General features: G+C 69.5%; 20 protein-coding genes. 5 read left to right on the top strand and 15 right to left on the bottom strand.

Features of this window, described 5'->3' with window-relative positions:
* Positions 1-21: 21 nt before the first annotated feature.
* From MUN76_RS11215 to lysA, 5 genes are all read right to left on the bottom strand, one after another.
* Positions 22-423, bottom strand: a complete 402-nt coding sequence (locus tag MUN76_RS11215; RefSeq protein WP_244684711.1) for an acyl-CoA thioesterase — start codon at positions 421-423, stop codon at positions 22-24.
* A 70-nt stretch (positions 424-493) separates the two neighbouring features.
* A complete protein-coding gene (locus MUN76_RS11210) occupies positions 494-1,306 on the bottom strand; it encodes an amino acid ABC transporter ATP-binding protein (RefSeq protein ID WP_283248097.1) in 813 nt (270 codons plus the stop codon).
* Positions 1,299-2,183 carry an amino acid ABC transporter permease gene (locus MUN76_RS11205; RefSeq protein WP_244684709.1) on the bottom strand — a complete coding sequence of 295 codons (885 nt, stop codon included), beginning with the start codon at positions 2,181-2,183 and terminating at the stop codon, positions 1,299-1,301. Before MUN76_RS11205 ends, MUN76_RS11210 begins: the two co-directional genes overlap by 8 nt.
* A gap of 79 nt (positions 2,184-2,262) precedes the next feature.
* The gene (locus MUN76_RS11200) at positions 2,263-3,222 is read right to left on the bottom strand and encodes an ABC transporter substrate-binding protein (RefSeq protein ID WP_244684707.1); all 960 of its coding nucleotides are present in this window, start codon (positions 3,220-3,222) and stop codon (positions 2,263-2,265) included.
* 25 nt (positions 3,223-3,247) lie between these two features.
* Positions 3,248-4,555 carry a diaminopimelate decarboxylase gene (lysA, locus tag MUN76_RS11195; RefSeq protein WP_244684705.1) on the bottom strand — a complete coding sequence of 436 codons (1,308 nt, stop codon included), beginning with the start codon at positions 4,553-4,555 and terminating at the stop codon, positions 3,248-3,250.
* Positions 4,556-4,650: 95 nt separating this feature from the next.
* Between lysA and MUN76_RS11190 the strand changes: the two genes are divergently transcribed.
* Positions 4,651-6,285, top strand: a complete 1,635-nt coding sequence (locus tag MUN76_RS11190; protein ID WP_244684703.1) for a PucR family transcriptional regulator — start codon at positions 4,651-4,653, stop codon at positions 6,283-6,285.
* Positions 6,286-6,301: 16 nt separating this feature from the next.
* On the opposite strand, the gene MUN76_RS11185 is transcribed toward MUN76_RS11190, so the two are convergent.
* The 8 genes from MUN76_RS11185 to MUN76_RS11150 all read right to left on the bottom strand — a co-directional run bounded on the left by MUN76_RS11185 (position 6,302) and on the right by MUN76_RS11150 (position 14,263).
* Positions 6,302-7,903 (bottom strand): chlorohydrolase family protein, encoded by a 1,602-nt coding sequence (locus MUN76_RS11185; protein WP_429952658.1) that lies wholly within the window; start codon positions 7,901-7,903, stop codon positions 6,302-6,304.
* Entirely contained in the window at positions 7,900-8,769 is an 870-nt protein-coding gene (locus MUN76_RS11180) for an ATP-binding cassette domain-containing protein (RefSeq protein WP_244684699.1), read from the bottom strand. The genes MUN76_RS11185 and MUN76_RS11180 overlap by 4 nt, the downstream gene beginning before the upstream one ends.
* Positions 8,766-9,623 (bottom strand): ABC transporter ATP-binding protein, encoded by an 858-nt coding sequence (locus MUN76_RS11175; protein ID WP_244684697.1) that lies wholly within the window; start codon positions 9,621-9,623, stop codon positions 8,766-8,768. Before MUN76_RS11175 ends, MUN76_RS11180 begins: the two co-directional genes overlap by 4 nt.
* Complete coding sequence (locus tag MUN76_RS11170) at positions 9,620-9,760, bottom strand: hypothetical protein (protein WP_244684696.1); 141 nt, start codon at positions 9,758-9,760, stop codon at positions 9,620-9,622. Before MUN76_RS11170 ends, MUN76_RS11175 begins: the two co-directional genes overlap by 4 nt.
* The gene (locus MUN76_RS11165) at positions 9,754-10,530 is read right to left on the bottom strand and encodes an ABC transporter permease (RefSeq protein WP_244684694.1); all 777 of its coding nucleotides are present in this window, start codon (positions 10,528-10,530) and stop codon (positions 9,754-9,756) included. Before MUN76_RS11165 ends, MUN76_RS11170 begins: the two co-directional genes overlap by 7 nt.
* Entirely contained in the window at positions 10,527-11,477 is a 951-nt protein-coding gene (locus MUN76_RS11160) for an ABC transporter permease (RefSeq protein WP_244684692.1), read from the bottom strand. Before MUN76_RS11160 ends, MUN76_RS11165 begins: the two co-directional genes overlap by 4 nt.
* Position 11,478: 1 nt before the next feature.
* Complete coding sequence (locus MUN76_RS11155; RefSeq protein WP_244684691.1) at positions 11,479-13,125, bottom strand: ABC transporter substrate-binding protein; 1,647 nt, start codon at positions 13,123-13,125, stop codon at positions 11,479-11,481.
* A gap of 76 nt (positions 13,126-13,201) precedes the next feature.
* Positions 13,202-14,263, bottom strand: coding sequence for an amidohydrolase family protein (locus tag MUN76_RS11150; protein WP_244684689.1), 1,062 nt, complete (start codon positions 14,261-14,263; stop codon positions 13,202-13,204).
* A gap of 117 nt (positions 14,264-14,380) precedes the next feature.
* Here MUN76_RS11150 and MUN76_RS11145 point away from each other — a divergent pair, with 117 nt between their 5' ends.
* Genes MUN76_RS11145 through MUN76_RS11135 form a run of 3 tightly spaced genes read left to right on the top strand, consistent with a single transcriptional unit; the run spans position 14,381 to position 16,463 of the window.
* Entirely contained in the window at positions 14,381-15,064 is a 684-nt protein-coding gene (locus tag MUN76_RS11145; RefSeq protein ID WP_244684687.1) for a FadR/GntR family transcriptional regulator, read from the top strand.
* On the top strand, positions 15,051-16,238 hold the full coding sequence (locus MUN76_RS11140; protein WP_244684685.1) for an MFS transporter: 1,188 nt from the start codon (positions 15,051-15,053) through the stop codon (positions 16,236-16,238). Before MUN76_RS11145 ends, MUN76_RS11140 begins: the two co-directional genes overlap by 14 nt.
* 9 nt (positions 16,239-16,247) lie before the next feature.
* Entirely contained in the window at positions 16,248-16,463 is a 216-nt protein-coding gene (locus MUN76_RS11135) for an SCO4848 family membrane protein (RefSeq protein WP_244684683.1), read from the top strand.
* A gap of 35 nt (positions 16,464-16,498) precedes the next feature.
* Here the strand turns inward: MUN76_RS11135 and MUN76_RS11130 are convergent, their stop codons facing one another.
* Positions 16,499-16,687 carry a hypothetical protein gene (locus MUN76_RS11130; protein ID WP_244684681.1) on the bottom strand — a complete coding sequence of 63 codons (189 nt, stop codon included), beginning with the start codon at positions 16,685-16,687 and terminating at the stop codon, positions 16,499-16,501.
* Positions 16,688-16,792: 105 nt separating this feature from the next.
* Between MUN76_RS11130 and tagD the strand changes: the two genes are divergently transcribed.
* A complete protein-coding gene (tagD, locus tag MUN76_RS11125; RefSeq protein ID WP_244684680.1) occupies positions 16,793-17,191 on the top strand; it encodes a glycerol-3-phosphate cytidylyltransferase in 399 nt (132 codons plus the stop codon).
* Between the two features lie 171 nt (positions 17,192-17,362).
* On the opposite strand, the gene MUN76_RS11120 is transcribed toward tagD, so the two are convergent.
* On the bottom strand, positions 17,363-18,115 hold the full coding sequence (locus MUN76_RS11120) for an amino acid ABC transporter ATP-binding protein (RefSeq protein ID WP_244688760.1): 753 nt from the start codon (positions 18,113-18,115) through the stop codon (positions 17,363-17,365).
* Positions 18,116-18,134 lie beyond the last annotated feature (19 nt).

Raw genomic sequence — 18,134 nt, 5'->3', positions numbered from 1 at the left:
GACGGGCAGCGGGGCCCGGCCTCAGCGCTGGCGCAGGCGCTCCGTGCCCGCGGTCGCCTCGGTGCGGCCGTGGGGCACGGCCTGTCCGTTGTCGTCGACCGCGACGAACACGATGCGGTCGAGGGTCAGGATCTCCTGGCCCGTCACCGCGTTCTCAACCCGGCAGGTGAGGGTGAGCGAGGTGCGCCCGAACGCCTGCACGCGGAAGTCGAGCTCGAGCAGGTCGCCGCGGTCGGCGCGCGCGCTGAAGTTGATCTCCGAGATGTATCGCGTCACGAGGCTCGTCGTGCCGAGCTGCGCGACCGCGAGGATTGCGGCCTCCTCATCGACCCACTGCAGCAAGCGCCCGCCGAACAGCGCGCCGTGCTGATTCAGGTCCTCGGGCTTCACCCATTTGCGTACGATCTGCCGGTACTCAGTCATGCCCGCCAGCCTATGCCCGCTCGCTGGTGCCCGCTCGGGCTCAGCCCCGCGGGAAGACCGGCGCGGACACCTAGAGCACGCTCTCCAGGAACTCCTGGGTTCGACGGCTCTTCGGATCGTCGAACACCTGCTCAGGGGACCCGCTCTCGACCACGACACCATCGTCCATGAACACGACGGTGTCGGCCGCGCTCCGCGCGAACCCGATCTCGTGCGTCACCACGACCATGGTGGTGCCGGCACTCGCGAGGTCGCGCATGACCTCGAGCACATCCCCCACGAGTTCGGGATCAAGCGCACTGGTCGGTTCGTCGAAGAGCATGATCTTCGGCTTCATCGCGAGCGCGCGAGCGATGGCGATGCGCTGCTGCTGACCGCCCGAGAGCTGAGCCGGATAGTGGCCCGCCCAATCCGACAGACCCACGTTCTCGAGGAGTTCCATCGCATCCGCCCGCACCTGCGCCTTCGGACGCTTCGCGACGCCGACCGGCGCCTCCATGATGTTCTCCAGCGCGGTCATGTGCGGAAACAGGTTGAAGCGCTGGAAGACCATGCCGATCTTCCGCCGCTGCTTGGCGACATCACGCGGGTGCAGCTCGTGCAGTTCGCCTCGGCGCTCGCGATACCCCACCAGTTCTCCGTCCACCGTCACCCGGCCGCCGTTGATGGTCTCGAGGTGATTGATGCAGCGCAGCAGCGTCGACTTGCCGGACCCCGAGGGTCCGAGGAGGCAGGTGACCTCCCCCGCGTGCACATCCATTTCGATGCCCTTAAGCACTTCGAGCGAGCCGAATCGCTTGCGCACCCCGCGCAACCGCACCAGTGCGGTCTCGTCGAGAGCGGCGGCGCCTGCGCCGGGGACCGGCGTGGTGGAGTTAGACATGATTCTGGGCCTTTCGCTTGCGCTTGTGCTCACGCTGCACCTGGATGGAGCCGGTGACCTCCCTGGCCCTCTGCATCAGCGTTTGGGGTTGGTTCTTCGTGCTGCCGCGCCCGAAGTATCGCTCGAGGTAGTGCTGCGGGATCGACAGCACCGACACGATCGCGAGGTACCAGATACTCACCACGATGAGCAGCTCGACCTGCCGCAGGTTCTGCGCGGAGATCTGCGTGGCCTGGGTGTAGAGCTCGAGCACCGCGATGAGGGAGAGCAGGGAGGTGTTCTTGATCATCGAGATGAGCTGATTGCCCATCGGCGGGATGATCACCCGCATCGCCTGCGGCAGCAGGACGCGCATGAAGCAGTACGCCGGGCTCATGCCGAGCGACGCCGCCGCCTCGCGCTGTCCCTCGTCGACGGACAGCATGCCCGACCGGACGATCTCCGAGGAATAGGCCGCCTCGTTCAGCGTCAGCGCGATGATGCCCGCGACCATCGCCGTGATCAGCGTGTTCGTGTCCGCCTGGACGAAGACGATGTCGGTGAACGGGATCCCGAGGGTCAGCTTGTCGAAGATCAGGCCGAAGTATCCCCAGATCACGATCTGAACCAGAAGCGGGGTCCCGCGGAACGCCCAGACGTAGACGGCCGCGACCGCCACCATCACGGGGTTTCCCGACATGCGCATCGCCGCGACGATGACCGCGAGAATCGCCGCGCACGACATGGCGATCACCGTGATCAGCAGCGTGAGCTGCACCCCCGACAGGATCCGCGGGTTGAAGAGGTACTCGCCGATGGTGGCGAAGTCGATGTTCTCGTTCGTCGCGATCGCTTGCGCGAAGGCGATGAGGAGCACGATGATGACCGCTGCACCCACCCACCTCCCCGGTCGGCGAAGCGGAACGACAGCGTTGTCGAATTCTCGACTCGGAACAGTCACAGCCATGAGGGTGCCGCTACTCCGTCGCCGCGTTCACGCGGGCCTCGTCCAACGCCAGGGCGCCCATGCCGTACTGATCCAGGATCGCCTGGTACACGCCCTCGTCCATGAGCTCCTGCATGGCCGCCTGCAGGGCGTCGGTGAGTTCGGTGCGATCCTTCAGCAGGCCGATCCCGGTGAAGACCGGGTTGAAGCCCTGGGGATTCTCCGGGTCCGCGATCATCTCGAAGTGCTCACCGTCTCCGGCAGTCGCGACCGTGTACGCGGCGACCGGCGCGTCCACGATGTACGCCTGCGCCCGCCCGGCGCGCAACGCCGTCTGGGAGTCCTGTGCGACAGGAAGGGCCTGCACGTCGATCCCCTCCTCGCCGTTCGCGATGCACTCCTCCGAGAGCTCGGCGAGCAGCTCGGCCTGCAGCGTGGACTTCTGCGTCGACGCGCTGAGCCCGCAGAGATCCGTGAGGGTCGTGATGCCCTCGGGGTTGCCCTTGGCAACCACGATCCCGAACCCGGCTCGGATCTCCTCGACGAAGTTGAGCGTCTGCTGTCGCTCCTGGGAATCGTTCATGCCCATCATGATGAGGTCGTGACGGTCGGACTGCAGCGACGGGATCACGGACTCGAAGGGTTGATGGTTGACCTCGATGGGGATGTCGAGTTTCTGGCTCAGCGCGGTCGCGAGGTCGACGTCGAGGCCGATGAGTTCATCGTTCTCGTTGACCTCCACGAAGGGCGGGTACGGGACGCCCATCGCGATGCGGATCACGCCTCGGTCGGTCACGTCGGCCGGAAGCATCGCCGCTGCGTCGTCGCTGACGTCGGTCGTGAATTCGGTGGTGACGGCGAGTGGAAGTCCCTGCGTCGAGGCGCCTGCCGCATCGTCGGATTCGGCGCCGCCGCCACTGCAACCGCTCAGCGCCAGCGCGCTGACCGCCGCAATCGCGAGGAGCCCGGTGATTCGATTCTTCTTCTGCATGGATCTGCCTTTCTTCGGTGAAACGTCAGTGGAAGGTATGCGGGTGGGCGGGGAGCCCCGTGCGGTCATGCGGTGCGATGAACTCCTCGTAAGTCTGACGCCGCACGGCCTCTCTCGACTCGCCGTCGGCGCAGAAGATGACGGGTGGGTGGAGCGCCCCGTTGTAGTTGTTGACGAAGGTGAAGCCGTACGCCCCCGTCGCCCCGAGTGCGACGATGTCGCCGGCTCGAGGGGCGTGGAGCCTCGCCCGGTCGACCAGCAAGTCGCCGGACTCGCACTGGCGCCCGACCAGCTGCGCGGTGGTGTCCGGACGCAGCTCCACGCGCTCGGCCATCACCGCGGTGAAGCGATCGTCGGTGAGTGCGATGTTGAGCTGGTCGGACATTCCCCCGTCGACGGCCACGAAGAGGTCGTTCGACTGCTTCACGTTCCGCACGCGGTACACCGTGACCCCGCTCCGGGCCACCAGCGAACGACCCGGCTCGATGATCAGCTCGGCAGCGGCGGGGATCGCCTGCCGCGCCGCCTCGGTGACCGCATCGAGATACGCGTCGATCGTCGGGGCCGCGTCGTCCTCCGAGTAGTTCACTCCGAGACCGCCGCCGATGTTGTACGTCTCGAACTCACCGAGCTCACCCAGCACCCGCACCGCAGCCGCGAACGGTTCGGTCTCGAGGATCTGCGAGCCGATGTGCAGGTGCACGCCGCGGACCCGGATCGCCGGGTGATCCTGCAACTGATCGATCAGCGCCATCGCCTGATCGATCGGAAGGCCGAACTTCGAGGTGCGACCACCGGTGGCGATCGCCGGGTTGGTCTGGGCGTCGATCTCGGGAATGACGCGGATGAGCACGTCCTGCGTTCCGGTCGCGAGCTCGGACAGGAGCGCGATGTCGTGGAGGTTGTCGACCACGATGAGCCCGACGCCGACGCGCAGCGCGAGGTCGATCTCCTGCCGACTCTTCGCGTTCCCGTGCAGCACCAGACGCTCGGGGTCCACGCCCGCTGCCAGAGCGAGCCGCAACTCGCCCTCGCCTGCGACATCGACCGACAGACCCTCCTCCTGCGCGAGCGCGTAGGCGGCCAGGCAAGGAAGGGACTTCGAGGCGAAGCACACCCGCGAGTTCGGCCACCGTGCCGAGAGGCCCTCCCGATACTCCCGCATCGTCTCGCGCAGGCCCCGCTCGTCGAAAGCGTAGAGCGGGGTACCGAACCTCTGAACGAGCTCGGGGATCGAGCACTCTCCGATGGTGAGCTCTCCGTCCGGGCCGATGCCGCTGGTACGGGGGAAGACTCTCTCCAACGACGGGGGCAGCGGACGCGAGCGTGGCACGTGGAACTCCTTGACGACACTGTGATGGGAAGACGAAACACCAGACTAGGAGCCCGCCGAATCGAAACTTTTATCGGATTCGCTAGAGTTTCCCCATGGATCTATCGAAAAGCGCACACCTCGATGCGTTGGACGGTTGGGAGGATCGCGACTTCGGGTTGCGCCTCGGGGAGCTCGAAACGCACCTGGGGAGCGATCTGATCCGTGTGGTGCGTCCCGACCGGGAGTCTGATCCCTTCATCCGGGCGCTCGACATCTACGACGCTCGGAGTGGAAGCACCGGGGGTGAGGGTGTGCTCCTCTCTGTCGTCTCGGCCGACGCCATGCGCCCCGACGAATTCCGCCGTGCGCTCGACGACGCCCACGAGAGCGGCTGCGCCGGCGTCGTCGTGAAGGTCGAGGAGGGCAGTGAGGCCGCCGCGAGTGCGATCCGGGACATCCTCGAGCGAGGTCTTGCCGCGGTCGTGCTCGCGGCCTATGTGAGCTGGCGGGAGTTCGACGCGCTCCTCACGCGGGTGCTCGGCGAACACGCGCAAACGCTCGACCTCGCCCCCTCCACCGGAGATAAGCTCTTCGCGCTCGCGAACACGGTCGCGCGGGTCTACGGCGGGTCCGTGGCGATCGAAGACCATCAGCGGGGGATCCTCGCCCACTCCTCCGTGCAGGGCCAGGCGATCGACGACCTCCGGACCACCGGGATCCTGTTCCGCCGCGCCGGGGACGCGCCGGTGAACGAACGGCGGTACCGCGACGTGCTCGCCGCAGATGGCATCGTGCGCTTCGACCGTCACGACCCCTACCTTCCGCGGGCGGCGATCGCCATCCGCGCGGGAAGTATCCCGCTCGGGACCATCTGGGCACTCGACCCGGACGGGGATCGGCCCTCTGAACATCCGCTGTCGCACGAGAAGGCGCAGGTCCTCACGACCGCCGCGACGCTCGCCGCCGACACCCTGCTCGAGTCGTGGCGGCAGGGTTCTCGGCACGGGTCACGGCGCGAAGCGGCGTTCAAGCGGATGCTCATCTCCGCGAACCGGCCCGGGGACCGAGAGCTGCTCGATCCCACCGCCGACGAGATCGGGATCATCGTTCTCGCCGCCGTTCCCCGGGGAACCGGTGCCGCGGTGCGCCTGTCGGAGATACGCTCGGTGCTGGCGAGGTACCTCGCGATGTACGTCCCGGACATGGTGATCATCATCGACGGGCATGAGATCGTCGCCTGGTGCCCGGCGACGCGAGTCGAGACCGTGCAGGAGTGGATGACGTCGGCCCTCTCGGAACTCTCCGAGGACACGCTGCGCGGGCTGTCGATCGGGCTCAGCGATCCGCACCCGATCGGTCACCGCTTGATGTACGCCGTCGACGAGGCACGGGAGGTGGCTGCCGCCGTGGACCGTGCGAACTCGGTCGTCGGCACCGTCGCGATGGTGCGACCGCAGCTCTTCATCTCGGCCTGCCGACGGCAGCTCGATCTGGATGACCGTCTCGTGCTCCCCGAGGTTCGCGAACTCGTCGACCGGGGAGAGGAGAGCCGGCACCTGCTCGACACGCTCGAGTGCTGGATGGAGGAATCCGGCAACGTGGGACGCACCGCACGCCGGCTTCGCGTGCACGAGCAGACGGTGCGCTACCGCATGCGCAAACTCAGAACCCTCCTCCCGATCACCGATCACGGCCCCGACACTCTCCTGACCGTCTGGGCCCAGCTGCGCGCGCTGCGCTGGGAATGATGCGGCCGTGCCCGGCTCAGCCCCGCGGGAACACCGGCGGGAAGAGCGCGTCGGCTGCGGCACCCGCATCGACGGGACCAGCGCCGCCGGATCCACTCGCACCCGCGGTGCCCGCCAGCGCATCGCGCTCGGGGTAGGCGGCACGCAGCTTCTCGAAGATGCGCTGCCCCTCGGCCCGCAGCGCCCCGACGTCGACACCCGGGATCGCCCCATCCCGCATCACCACGCGCCCCGCGACCATGCTGAAGTGCGCGTCGCGCCCGGTGCCGGCGAGCACGAGGGTCCGGATCGGATCGTCGATCGCGCCCATGCGGAGGTCGCCGAGCGAGAAGGCCACCAGATCTGCGGCGGCGCCCGGCGCGATCCTGCCGAGGTCGGGCCGACGGAGCGCCCGTGCACCACCGAGCGTTGCAGCCTCGACGTACTCGGCGAGCATGCCGCGGCCGAGGTCGCCCTGCTGCGCCTTGGCCAGCTGCACCCCCGTGTCGATCGCGCGGATGAGGTCGGGCGGGAAGGAGTCCGTGCCGAGCGCGATCCCCACCCCGGCATCGAGGTACTGCGAGAGCCGCTCCAACCAAAAGGCGTAGCGCGCGTTCGTGAGCGGGCAGTGCACCACGGTCGCTCCGGCGGCGGCGAGCGCAGCGAGATCGCCGCGATCCTCCCCGTGCACCTCGGGGTGGACGTCGAGGTAGACCCCGTGCGCGAGGATCAGCCGCTCGTTCAGCAGGCCCACCCGCCCGAGCAGCCCGAGCGGAGTGGCGCCGCGATCCCTCACGAGCAGGTCGCGCTCCGAGGCGAGCCCCTGGGTCGCGTGCACCCGCACCAGTGCGTCGCGCGCGGCGGAGACCTCGGCGGTGCGCGCGAGCAGGTCGTCGCTCACCGTCTCGATGCGGCACGGCACGAGCACGCCGGTGACGAGCGGATCGTCGAGCGCCCGGGCGGTGTCGAGGAACCGGACGGCGCCCGCGAACGCCTCGTCGCCCCGCGCCTCGTCCCAGTGCAGTCCCGCCGAGCCGTCGGCCCGCGTGACGTGCACCGCCGAGCGGTAGGACGGGCCGAGGAACACCCGGATGCCGAGCTCGCTCGCGGTGCGCGCCGTGTCGAGCGCGTCATCGTGCGTCTCGGCCCACGCGCCGTGCACCTCGGACGAGATCGGCATCGCCGCGGTGATGCCGTGCAGGATCAGCTGCACGAGCCCGTAGCGGCGCAGCGTGCTTCGCTCCGCCGTCGTGAGCACCTCGCGCGGCGCCCGCGCGTAGTCCTCCGACCACTCGAGCCGCGCCTCGTGCTCCGGGCTCCACCAGGAATCGAGCAGCAGGTGGTCGATGTCGGTGAGCCCCTCGAGATCGATGAGCCCGGGCATGAGCAGGCTTTCGCCCAGGTCGATCACCTCCGCGGCCTGCCCCGCGAGCCGATCGCCGGCCGCGCCGCTCGCGATTCCCTCGATCCTGTCGCCGCGCATAAGCACCGTCGCGTCGCGAAGCTCCACGCATCCGCCTCGCTCTGCGTCATGCGCCAGCACATGGGAGGCCCTGACCGCTGTCGCGGCCGCAGCCGTGGCACCAGTCGCGGCCGCGACTCCCCCGACCTTCGGCAGCGCTGCACTCGCATCCGTCACGACGCGAGTCTCTCACGCCGCACCGGCTTCCACCCCGGCCCGGGCACCGCGGCCCGCAGCGCGCGCGTGTACGGATGCGTCGGGTGGGCGAGCAGGGTCGCGGTATCTCCCTGATCCACGACCTGCCCGTTCTCCATCACGATCATGCGGTCGGAGATCTGGTTGACGACGGCGAGGTCGTGGGAGATGAACAGGTAACTCACCCGGCGCTCGGCCTTGATGTCGGCGAGCAGGTTCAGGATCTGCGCCTGGATCGACACGTCGAGCGCCGCGACGGCCTCGTCGAGCACCACGACCGCCGGGTCGGCGGCGAGCGCCCGCGCGATGGCGACCCGCTGCCGCTGCCCGCCCGACAGCTCTCGGGGCAGCCGGTCGATGAACCGCTTCGGCAGCCCGACCGCGTCGAGCACCTCCTGCGCACGCCGCTGCAGCTCGACCCGGCCCGGTCGGTCCTCGGCGTGGAGCCGCAGATTGCTCAGGATCACGTCGCCGATCCGCTGCCGCCCGTTGAGCGACGAGTACGGGTCCTGGAACACGTACTGGACCTCGCGTGCCCGCGCGCGGCGGTCACGGAGGTGCCGTGCGGCCCGCGAGCGATCCTGCCCGCCCACCGTCACCGTGCCGCTCGTGACGGTCTCGAGGCCGACGATCATGCGGGCGACGGTGGTCTTGCCCGATCCCGACTCCCCCACGATCGCGAGGCACTCGTCGGCGTGCAGGTCGAAGGAGACGCCGTCGACCGCGAGCACGTCCTCGGCCTTGACGCCGCGGGGCGCCGGGAAGACCTTTCGCAGGTCGCGCACGCCGATGAGCGGCTGCGGTGCCGCGTCGGTGCGGAGTTCGATTCCAGCGGCTGCGTGCGTCATCCTGCGGCCCTCGCCTTCAGTGCGTCGTGCATCTCGATGTTGTAGTCGAGCACCGGCAAGCGGTCGAGCCGCTCGTCGATGCTCGGGCGAGCGCCCATGAGCTCCACCGTGTAGGGGTGCGTCGGAGCGTCGTAGACGTGCGCTCCCTGCTCCACGATCTCGCCCGCGTACATCACCGCGAGCCGGTCGCAGCACGCGTTCGCGAGCTCCAGATCGTGGGTGATGAAGAGGAGCGAGAGACCGCGGGCGCGGCGCTGCTCGTCGAGGATCGCCATGACGTCGGACTGCGCCGTCACGTCGAGGGCCGTCGTCGGCTCGTCGGCGAGGATCAGCTTCGGTTCGGCGAGCAGCACACTCGCGATCATCACCCGCTGCAGCAGCCCGCCGGAGAGTTCGTGCGGGTACTGCCGCAAGCGCCGCTCCGGGTGCCGCACCCCGACCTCGTCGAGCAGTTGCACGGCGCGACGGACGACCTCGTCGCGCGGCAGCCCGCGATCCCGCACCAGCGCCTCGGTGAGGAAGTCCCCCACCGTGTGCACCGGGTTCACGTGGGCGCGAGGATCCTGGAAGATCATGCCGACCTCGGTCGCGCGGTAGCGGCGCAGCCGCTCCCGGCTCATGCCGAGCACCGATTCGCCCTCGAACCGGATGTCCCCCTCGGTGCGGAAGCCCTTCGCGAGCATGCGCATCACCGCGCGGGTGGTCAGGGACTTGCCCGACCCCGACTCGCCGACGAGGCCCAGCGCCTCGCCGCGGTCGAGGGTGAGGCTCACCCCGTTCAGTAGGTCCAGGCGGCGGTAGCGGGTGACCAGACTCGCGTGCAGGTCGGTGATCTCGAGCAGCGGTGCGCTCATCGGATGCTCCTTGCGTTCGAGGCGAGCCGGTCGCCGATGACGGTGATGCTCCACACGATGAGCACGATGGCGAGGCCCGCGCTCACGGCCTCGAGTGGCTGGCCGCGGAGCACCGAGTCGAAGCCGCTCTTCACCATGAGGCCGAGGTCGGCCGTCGGGGCTGCACGCCGAGCCCGAGGAAGGAGACGGCGGCGAGGTCGATCACCGCGAACCCGAGCGACGACACCGCCTGGGCGACCACGATGGGCTGCACGTTTGGGAAGATCTGCCGCAGGCTGATCCCGATGCCCGACTGGCCCTGCAGCCACGCCGCCTGCACGTACGGCATGCCGCGCTCGCGAAGCGCGGCGCCGCGCACCACCCGCGCCACGTAGGGGATGTAGCCGATCGACAGGCCGACCACGACCGTGAGCAGGTTCGGGCCGAAGATCGCGACCGCGATGAGGCCGAACACGATGCCGGGCACCGCGAACAGCACGTCGAGCACCCACGAGATCGCCGTGTCGACGGCGCCGCGATTCCACGCCGCGATGAGCGCGAGCAGGGTGCCGACGACGGTCGAGATCAGGATCACGAGCGTGGGGCCGAGCAGCGTGATGCGGGCGCCGTAGATGAGCCGCGAGAACAGGTCGCGGCCGAGGGCGTCGGCGCCGAGGATGTGCTCGGGGCTCGGGCCCGAGAGCGCCGAGAGCAGATCCGGGTAGTCGGGGTCGTAGGGCGCGATCACCGGCGCGAACACGGCGAGGATCACGAAGATCGTGAGCACCGTCGCCGCGATGATGCCGGAGACCCCGAGCTTCCGGGCGAGCAGGGTGAGGCGCCCGGGATCCTGCGCCACCGATCGGGCGAGCGCGATCTGGGTCGTGCGCGGGGCCGTGGGGCCCGGCGCGGTCGTGGGTGCGGTCATCGTGTGCTCCCGAGTTGAATGCGCGGATCGATGAGGGTGTACAGGAAGTCGACGATCGCGTTGATGACGACGAACGCGACGACCAGCACGAGGATCACGGCCTGCACGACCGCGAAGTCCCGCTGCAGGATCGCGCGCACGAGCAGGGACCCGAGGCCGTCGAGGGCGAACACGTTCTCCACGACCACGGCGCCCGCGATGAGCGTCGCGATCGTGAGGCCCATGACCGTCGTGATCGGGATCAGCGCGTTCCGCAGCACGTGCCGGCGCACGATGAGGCTCGAGCGCAGGCCGCGGGCGACCGCCGTCTGCACGTGCTCGCGGCCCTCCTCCTCGAGCACCGAGGCGCGGGTGATCCGAGCCAGGTACGCGGCGCTCGCGACCGAGAGCGCGACCGCCGGGAGGGCCAGGTGCCACAGGGTGTCGATCCCGCCCCCGCCACTGCCGTTCGTGGGGAACCAGCCGAGCCCCACCGCGAAGAGGCTGATGAGCGCGACGCCGATCACGAAGGTCGGGGTCGCGAGTCCGAGCGTCGCGAGGGTCGTCACGATCTGGTCGGTCCAGCCGCCCCGGAGCGACGCGAGCAGCCCGAGTCCGATACCCACGATCGCGATGATGATCACCGCGAGGGCGATGAGCGCGACGGTGGTGCCGATGCGGCCGCCGATGAGGTCGGAGACCCCCTGGCGGTAGACGATCGAGTCGCCGAGCTGCCCCTGGACGATGTCGCCGAGCCACGCGAAGTAGCGCACGAAGAACGGGTCGTCGAGGTGGTACTGCTCGGTGACCCGCGCGATCTGCTCGGGGGTCCCGCCCCGGGGACCGAGCACGAAGCTCAGCGGACTACCCGGGGCGAGATACATGAGCCCGAAGACCACAAACGAGGTCACCAGGAGGACGAGCAGCAGGCTGCCCGTCCGTCGCAGGAGAAAGGCGGGGATGGACACGCTACTCCACGCCCCCGATGGTCGCCGCCCACGGGTAGCCGAGGTAGGCGGAGGAGGCGGTCGCGCCCGAGATGGCGTTGTTCTGCACGAGGATCACCGGGAGGTCGCCCATCGGCAGCCACGGCAGGTCGCGCGTGATCTTCTCCTGCGCGGCGATCGTGTACTCCGCGCGCTCGACCGGGTCGAGCGTCTGGCGCGCCTCGGTGAGCTCCTGGGCGGCGCCGTCGTACCCGATGAAGTTGTTCGAGCTGTCGGGCATGAAGGTCGTGTAGACGTCGAGCGGATCCGTCACGTTGCCGTAGTAGGTGGTGAAGAAGCCGTCGAGGCCCTCGCGCGCAGTCTCGTCGAAGTAGAGGTTGCCGAACTGCTCGACCGGGATCACCTTGGTCTCGATCGTGAGCCCGATGGCCTGACCGGCCGCCTGGATGAGGCTCGCGGTCTGCTCGTGCACCGCCGAGGACCCCTGCACCCCGAGCACGATCGGCTCGGACACGTCACCGACCTCGGCGAGCAGCGCCTTCGCCTTCTCGATGTCGGGCTTGACCTCGTACGAGTCGAACGCCTCCTGGAAGAGCGCGCCGGCCTCGTCGTCGGCGTAGTAGGCCGGGCCGGTGAGCACCGGCGACGGGATCGAGGCCCCCTGGAACACGACCTCCGAGATCGCCTGCTGATCGATCGCGGCGAGCAGCGCCTCGCGCACCTTCGGGTTGGAGAAGGTGCCCTCGGGCTGGATCGCGCGGAGCGACCAGAAGATGTAGGACTCGCCGAACGTGATCGTCGCGTCGCTGTTCTGCAGCTGGCTGAGGCCCGCGGGCGGCAGGTAGAAGAACTGGCCGTCGACGTCGCCCGAGCGGAGCGCGTTCACCGCCGTCGACTCGTCCGCGATGAAGCTGAACGAGAGCTTCTCGACCTTCGGGATCAGGTTCTGATCCCAGTACGCCTCGTTCCTCACGAGGGTGATCGCCTTGCCCGGCTCCCAGCTGTCGAGCTGGAACGGGCCGGTGCACATGAGACCGCCCTGCGGGGTGCCGAACTGCTCGCCCGCGGCCTCCGCCGCGGCCTTCGAGACGATCGCACCGGCGGCGCTCGACATGCCCTGCGCGAAGAGCGCGTCGGGCTGGGTCATCTTCACCGTGACCTGCATGTCGCCGGTCTTCTCGACCGAGGCCACGTTCTGGAAGTAGTCGGCCCAGTACGTCGCGGACTCCGCGCCGACCTGGCGGCCGAGCGAGTAGACGACGTCGTCGGCCGTGACCGGGGTGCCGTCCCAGAACGTCGTGCCCGCGCGCAGCGTGTAGACGTAGGTGGTGTCGTCAGGGGTCTCGACCGACTCCGCGAGCGCGTTCTCGATGCCGAGGTCGGGGGTGATGCGGGTGAGCCCCTCGCACAGGTTCGCGTCGACCGTGTTCTCCGCGTAGTTGAACGTGAGCATGGGGTCGAGCGACAACGGCTCATACGGCAGGTTCCAGGTCACCTCGGCGACGGGCTGCGTGCCCGGTTCGGTGGTGGTGGCGAGGCTGCTGAGGTCGACGTCGAGGGCGTTGCCGCCCCCTCCGCCGCCCGACGCCGAGCCCCCGCCCGCGCAGGCGGACAGGGTGAGCGCGGCGACGGCGGCGACGCCGACCAGGGTGAGTGATCGTTGAGACACGGGGACTCCTTCGTTCCGTATGGTCGTGCAGTGTGTGTGGGTTGAGAAGCGGTGGGGCGGTCAGCCGGGTGGCGGCTCAGCCGCGCGGGACCTCGCGGCCGTCGCGCAGCACGCGGACGGGGGCCGGTCGGTCGACCACGAGCTGGGCGACGTGTTCGGCCTCGAACTCGAGCCGCGTGCCGCTGTCGGCGCCCGACCAGTCGGCGATCTCGGGGAGGCCGAGCATCTCGCCGCCGGCGGTGGACGCGAGCCGGAAGACCCGCTCGAGATCGGCATCGGTCATCGCCCCGGTGCGGTAGCCCAGCAGATGGGCCCGGTCGACCATGCTCGCGGTGCCGAAGGGGCTCCAGCTGTCGCGCACCCCGTCGGACCCGGCGACGAGGCGCACCCCGTGGCGCTCGAGCAGATCGATGTCGGGCACGGGATCGGGACCGAGGGCGCACGTCGCGATCCAGATTCCAGCCTCGGCGACCGCATCGAGGGTGCGGCCGAGGCTCGGCAGCGAGGTGTCGCAGAGCGCGAACGCGTGGCCGATGGTGACGCGGCCCTGACGGCCGCCCGCGATCGTGCGCGCGGCGATCTCGCGGATCTCCTCCAGGCCGGTCTCACCCCCGTCGTGCAGGTGGATGTCGAGGTCGCGACCCTTCTGATCGGCGAGCCCGAAGACCGCGTCGAGGTGACCGTGGAGGTCGTGCTCGATCCCGACGGGGTCGATCCCGCCGACGAGATCCGCGCCGGCGTCGAGCGCCGCCGCCATCGCGTCGAGCGCACCCGGGTTCGTGAGCAACCCGAACTGCGGGAATGCCACGATCTGCACCGTGAGGAACGGCGCGAGTCGCTCGGCGGCCGCGCGCACCCCCTCCACGTTCGCGAGACCGATCTCGGGCGAGACGTCGACGTGCGCGCGCATGGCGAGCGTGCCGTTCTCGACCGCGTGCGAGAGCAGGGCGAACGCGCGCTCCTCGACGCTCAGGTCGAAGGAGAACTGCGAGGCCCGATCGTTCTCGATGAGTTCCGCGAGGGTCGACGCGGGGCGACGGGACATCCAGGCACCGCCCCAGGAGGTCTTGTCGGGGTGGATGTGCGAGTCGACGAGACCGGGGGTGGAGAGGTGGGAGGGAGGGGGGTTCGCCGTCATTGGAGAGCCTTTCTCGGTCGGTCGGTGCGATGGGGATCGTCGCACTCGGGCTGGACCCGGGCGAGTCATCAGACATATGATAACCACACAAGTACCCGAACCTGCAAGGATGGTGACGTGCGACATATTCAACGCCGCTCCCTCGTCGACACGGTGGTCGACGAGCTGAAGCGCGAGATTGCCCAGGGCAACTGGTCCATCGGCGACCGTCTGCCCTCCGAAGCCGAGCTCACCGAAGCGCTCGGCGTGAGCCGCACCTCGGTTCGCGAGGGAGTCCGCTCCCTGGTCCAGCTCGGCCTCCTCGAGACCCGGCAGGGCGATGGCACCTATCTCATCGCCACCGACGCGACCCAGGTCGCGCTCCGCCGGGCCCTGCACTCGGCCGACAGTCGCGAGGTCATCGGCGTGCGACGAGCCCTCGACGTGCTCGCAGCGCGCGAGGCAGCCGCGTGCCGGGTCGAGGGCGACATCGACACCCTCGCCGAGCACCTGCGCCGACGCAGCGAGGCCATCGCCGCGAACGACACCGTCGCGTTCGCCGAGGCCGACGTCGCGTTCCACCTCGGGATCGCCGACGCCTCGGGCAACCGGCTGCTCGCCGACATCTACGCGAGCTTCGACACGTCCCTGCGCGAATCGGTGACCGACGCCTCCTGCCTCGCGAGCGGCACCGACCCCGATCGCGCCGACCAGCACGAGCAGCTGTTCCGCGCGATCGTGGCGGGCGATCCGGACACCGCGCAGGCCGCGGCGCTCGGGGTGCTCGATCAGCAGACGCGACTGCTCGATGAGCAGGGCTGAGCGCGCACAGGGAGTCGCCGCCGGCATTCTGGTGATCGCAGTGGGCCTCAGCGTCCGCTACCCGATCACCTCGATCTCACCCCTGCTCGGTGAGATCGCCGCCGCGTACCGCCTGCCGGCCTCCGGCATCGCCGTGCTCAGTGCGATCCCGGTGCTGCTGTTCGGCCTCGCGTCTCCGCTCGCCCCGCTGCTCGTCTCCCGACTCGGGTTGGAGCGCGCCATCACGGTACTGCTCGCGACCCTCGCGCTCGCGACGCTGCTGCGGCCGCTGTCGGCCCCCACTCTGTTCGCCGGAACCGTGCTCGTCGGCGCCACCATCGCCCTGCTCGGGATCCTCGCGCCCCAGATCATCCGTCACGCCCTGCCGCACCGGGGCGGGTTCTGGACCGGGATCTACACGACCTCGTTCGGCGTCAGCGCCGCCGCGGGGGCCGCGGCCGCGATCCCGCTCTTCCACCTGCTCGGCGATCGGGTCGCCCCGGCGCTCACGGCCTGGGGCATCCCGCTGCTCATCGCCCTGGGGCTCGCGATCGGCTTCGCCCCCCGGCTCGGCCTCGGGCGCTCCGCGGGGCCGCAGCGAAGCGCTGCACCGGCGGAGTCGATCCTCCGCGCGCGCGGACTCTGGTCGGTGACCGGCTTCTTCGGCTGCCAGGCGCTCATCTACTTCTCCCTGACCGCCTGGCTGCCCACCATCGCCGTCGACCGCGGTATGGCCCCCGCCCAGGCCGGGCTGCTCCTCGCCTGGCTGAGCATCGCGGGGCTGCCCGCGTCGCTCCTGGCCCCGACCCTCGCCGCACGGCCGCAGCTGCGCACCAGGCTCATCGCGGGGATCGCGGTGCTCTCCGCGCTCGGGCTCGTGGGCCTCGCGTTCGGGCCCGTGGCGCTCGCGCCGGTCATGGTCGCGGTGCTCGGCGTCGCGCAGAGCGCGGCGTTCGGGATCGCGATCGCGCTCATCGTCTTCACCGCGCCGAGCGTCGCGCAGACCGCATCGTTCTCGGCGATCAGCCAGGGGGTCGGCTACGCGGTCGCGGCGACGGGACCGCTGCTCCTCGGGCTGCTCGCGCAGGCCGGAATCCCGTGGTCGCTGATCCTGCTCATGCTCACCGCCGCGTCGCTCGGTGAGCTGTGGTTCGGGATCGTGGGCTCGCGGGCGTCGCAGGAACCGACCGAATAAGCTGGAGTCATGGTCGTCTTCGCCGGAATCCTGCTGCTCCTGAACGCCCTCTACAATGTGGTCGTCTGGCCGCGATTCTGGACCCGCGTGGCCAAGGACCCCCGGGCGCGCGACGCGCAGGGTCGCCCCACCAAGTTCCTCACGGTGCACGCGATCCTCATCGGCGTCGCGCTCGTCATCGCCGTGGTCTCCGCGATCGCGGGGATCATGCTGCTGCTCGGCTAGCCCCCGAGCGCCACCTCGGCTGAGACCCCGAGGAGCTACTCGGCGGCCGGCGTCTCGCCGTCGTCGGCTTCGTCCGCCGCGGGCCGACCCGAGTCGGTGTGGGTCGCGGGGCCGAGGTGCGAGGCGCCGCCCTCACCCACCCACCCGTCGCCCGGGGTGCGGGCGGGATCGGACTCGTGGTCCGGGGCGTGCTCCGGAACGTGACGGTCATCGGTGTGCGACATGATGTCCTCCAGTCGACGGCGGTGCTCGGGTGGTCCCTCCAGCCTACGCCGGGCGGGGCCCGCTCGATAGGGCCGACTCCGAGGTCGCGACCCTACACTGGAACCATGAAGCGGATCCTCACCTACGGCACCTTCGACCTCCTGCACTGGGGGCACATCCGGCTGCTGAAGCGCGCGCGCGACCTCGGCGACTACCTCGTCGTTGCCGCCTCGACGGAGGAGTTCAACGCGGGCAAGGGCAAGCAGACGTACCACGACTTCGACACCCGCAAGAACATGCTCGAAGCCGTGCGCTACGTGGACCTGGTGATCCCGGAGCAGGCGTGGGACCAGAAGATCCGCGACGTGCAGCGGTACGAGATCGACGCGGTCGTCATGGGCGGCGACTGGGCGGGCGATCCGCGATTCGAGGTGCTGCGCGACTACTGCGAAGTGATCTACCTCGACCGCACCGAGGGCGTCTCGACCACCAAGATCAAAAACGACCTCGGGGTGAATTCCTAGGTTTCGGCGCTGCGGCCCGGGCCGGCAGCCCGGTACTGCGGGCCGGTACTGCGGCCCGTCACTGCCAATCGGGCCTGCGGCCCGCACCCCCCCTGGTGCGTGAGCGATTTCTGGTGGAATCCGGCTGGATCTCACCAGAAATCGCTCACGCAAGCCGGGGGCAAGGTGGTGCTAGAGCACCTTCGAGAGGAACGCCCGCGTGCGCTCGCGCTGCGGGTTCGAGAGCACGTCGTTCGGATCGCCCTCCTCCACGACGACGCCGCCGTCCATGAAGACGAGCTTGTCGGCGACCTCGCGCGCGAAGCCCATCTCGTGCGTCACGACGATCATCGTCATGCCGCTCTCGGCGAGCCCCTTCATCACGTCGAGCACCTCGCCCACGAGCTCGGGATCGAGCGCGGAGGTCGGCTCGTCGAAGAGCATCAGCTTCGGCTCCATCGCGAGCGCCCGGGCGATCGCGACACGCTGCTGCTGGCCGCCCGACAGGTGTGCGGGGTAGTAATCCCAGCGCTCCGCGAGCCCGACTCGGGCGAGCAGGTCGAGCGCCCGTGACTTCAGCATCGCCTTGCTGCCCTTGCCGAGCAGGGTCGGCGCGAGCATCACGTTTTCGAGCGCGGTCATGTGCGGGAACAGGTTGAAGCGCTGGAAGACCATGCCGATGTCGCGGCGCTGCTTCGCCGCCTCGCGCGGGTGCATCTCGTAGAGCTTGTCATCCTTCTGGCGGTAGCCGACGATCTCGCCGTCGACCGAGAGCCGGCCGGCGTTGACCGTCTCCAGGTGGTTGATGCACCGCAGGAAAGTCGACTTGCCCGAACCCGAGGGCCCGACCAGGCAGAGCACTTCGCCCCGCTGCACCTCGAGCGAGATCGACTTCAGCACCAGGTTGGAACCGAACGACTTGGACACGCCCTCGGCCTTCACCATCGGGACATCGGTTGCATGC

It is taken from the genome of Leucobacter rhizosphaerae, from assembly GCF_022919175.1.
Lineage (GTDB): Bacteria > Actinomycetota > Actinomycetes > Actinomycetales > Microbacteriaceae > Leucobacter > Leucobacter rhizosphaerae.
This window is presented reverse-complemented; position numbering and strand designations above follow the sequence as displayed.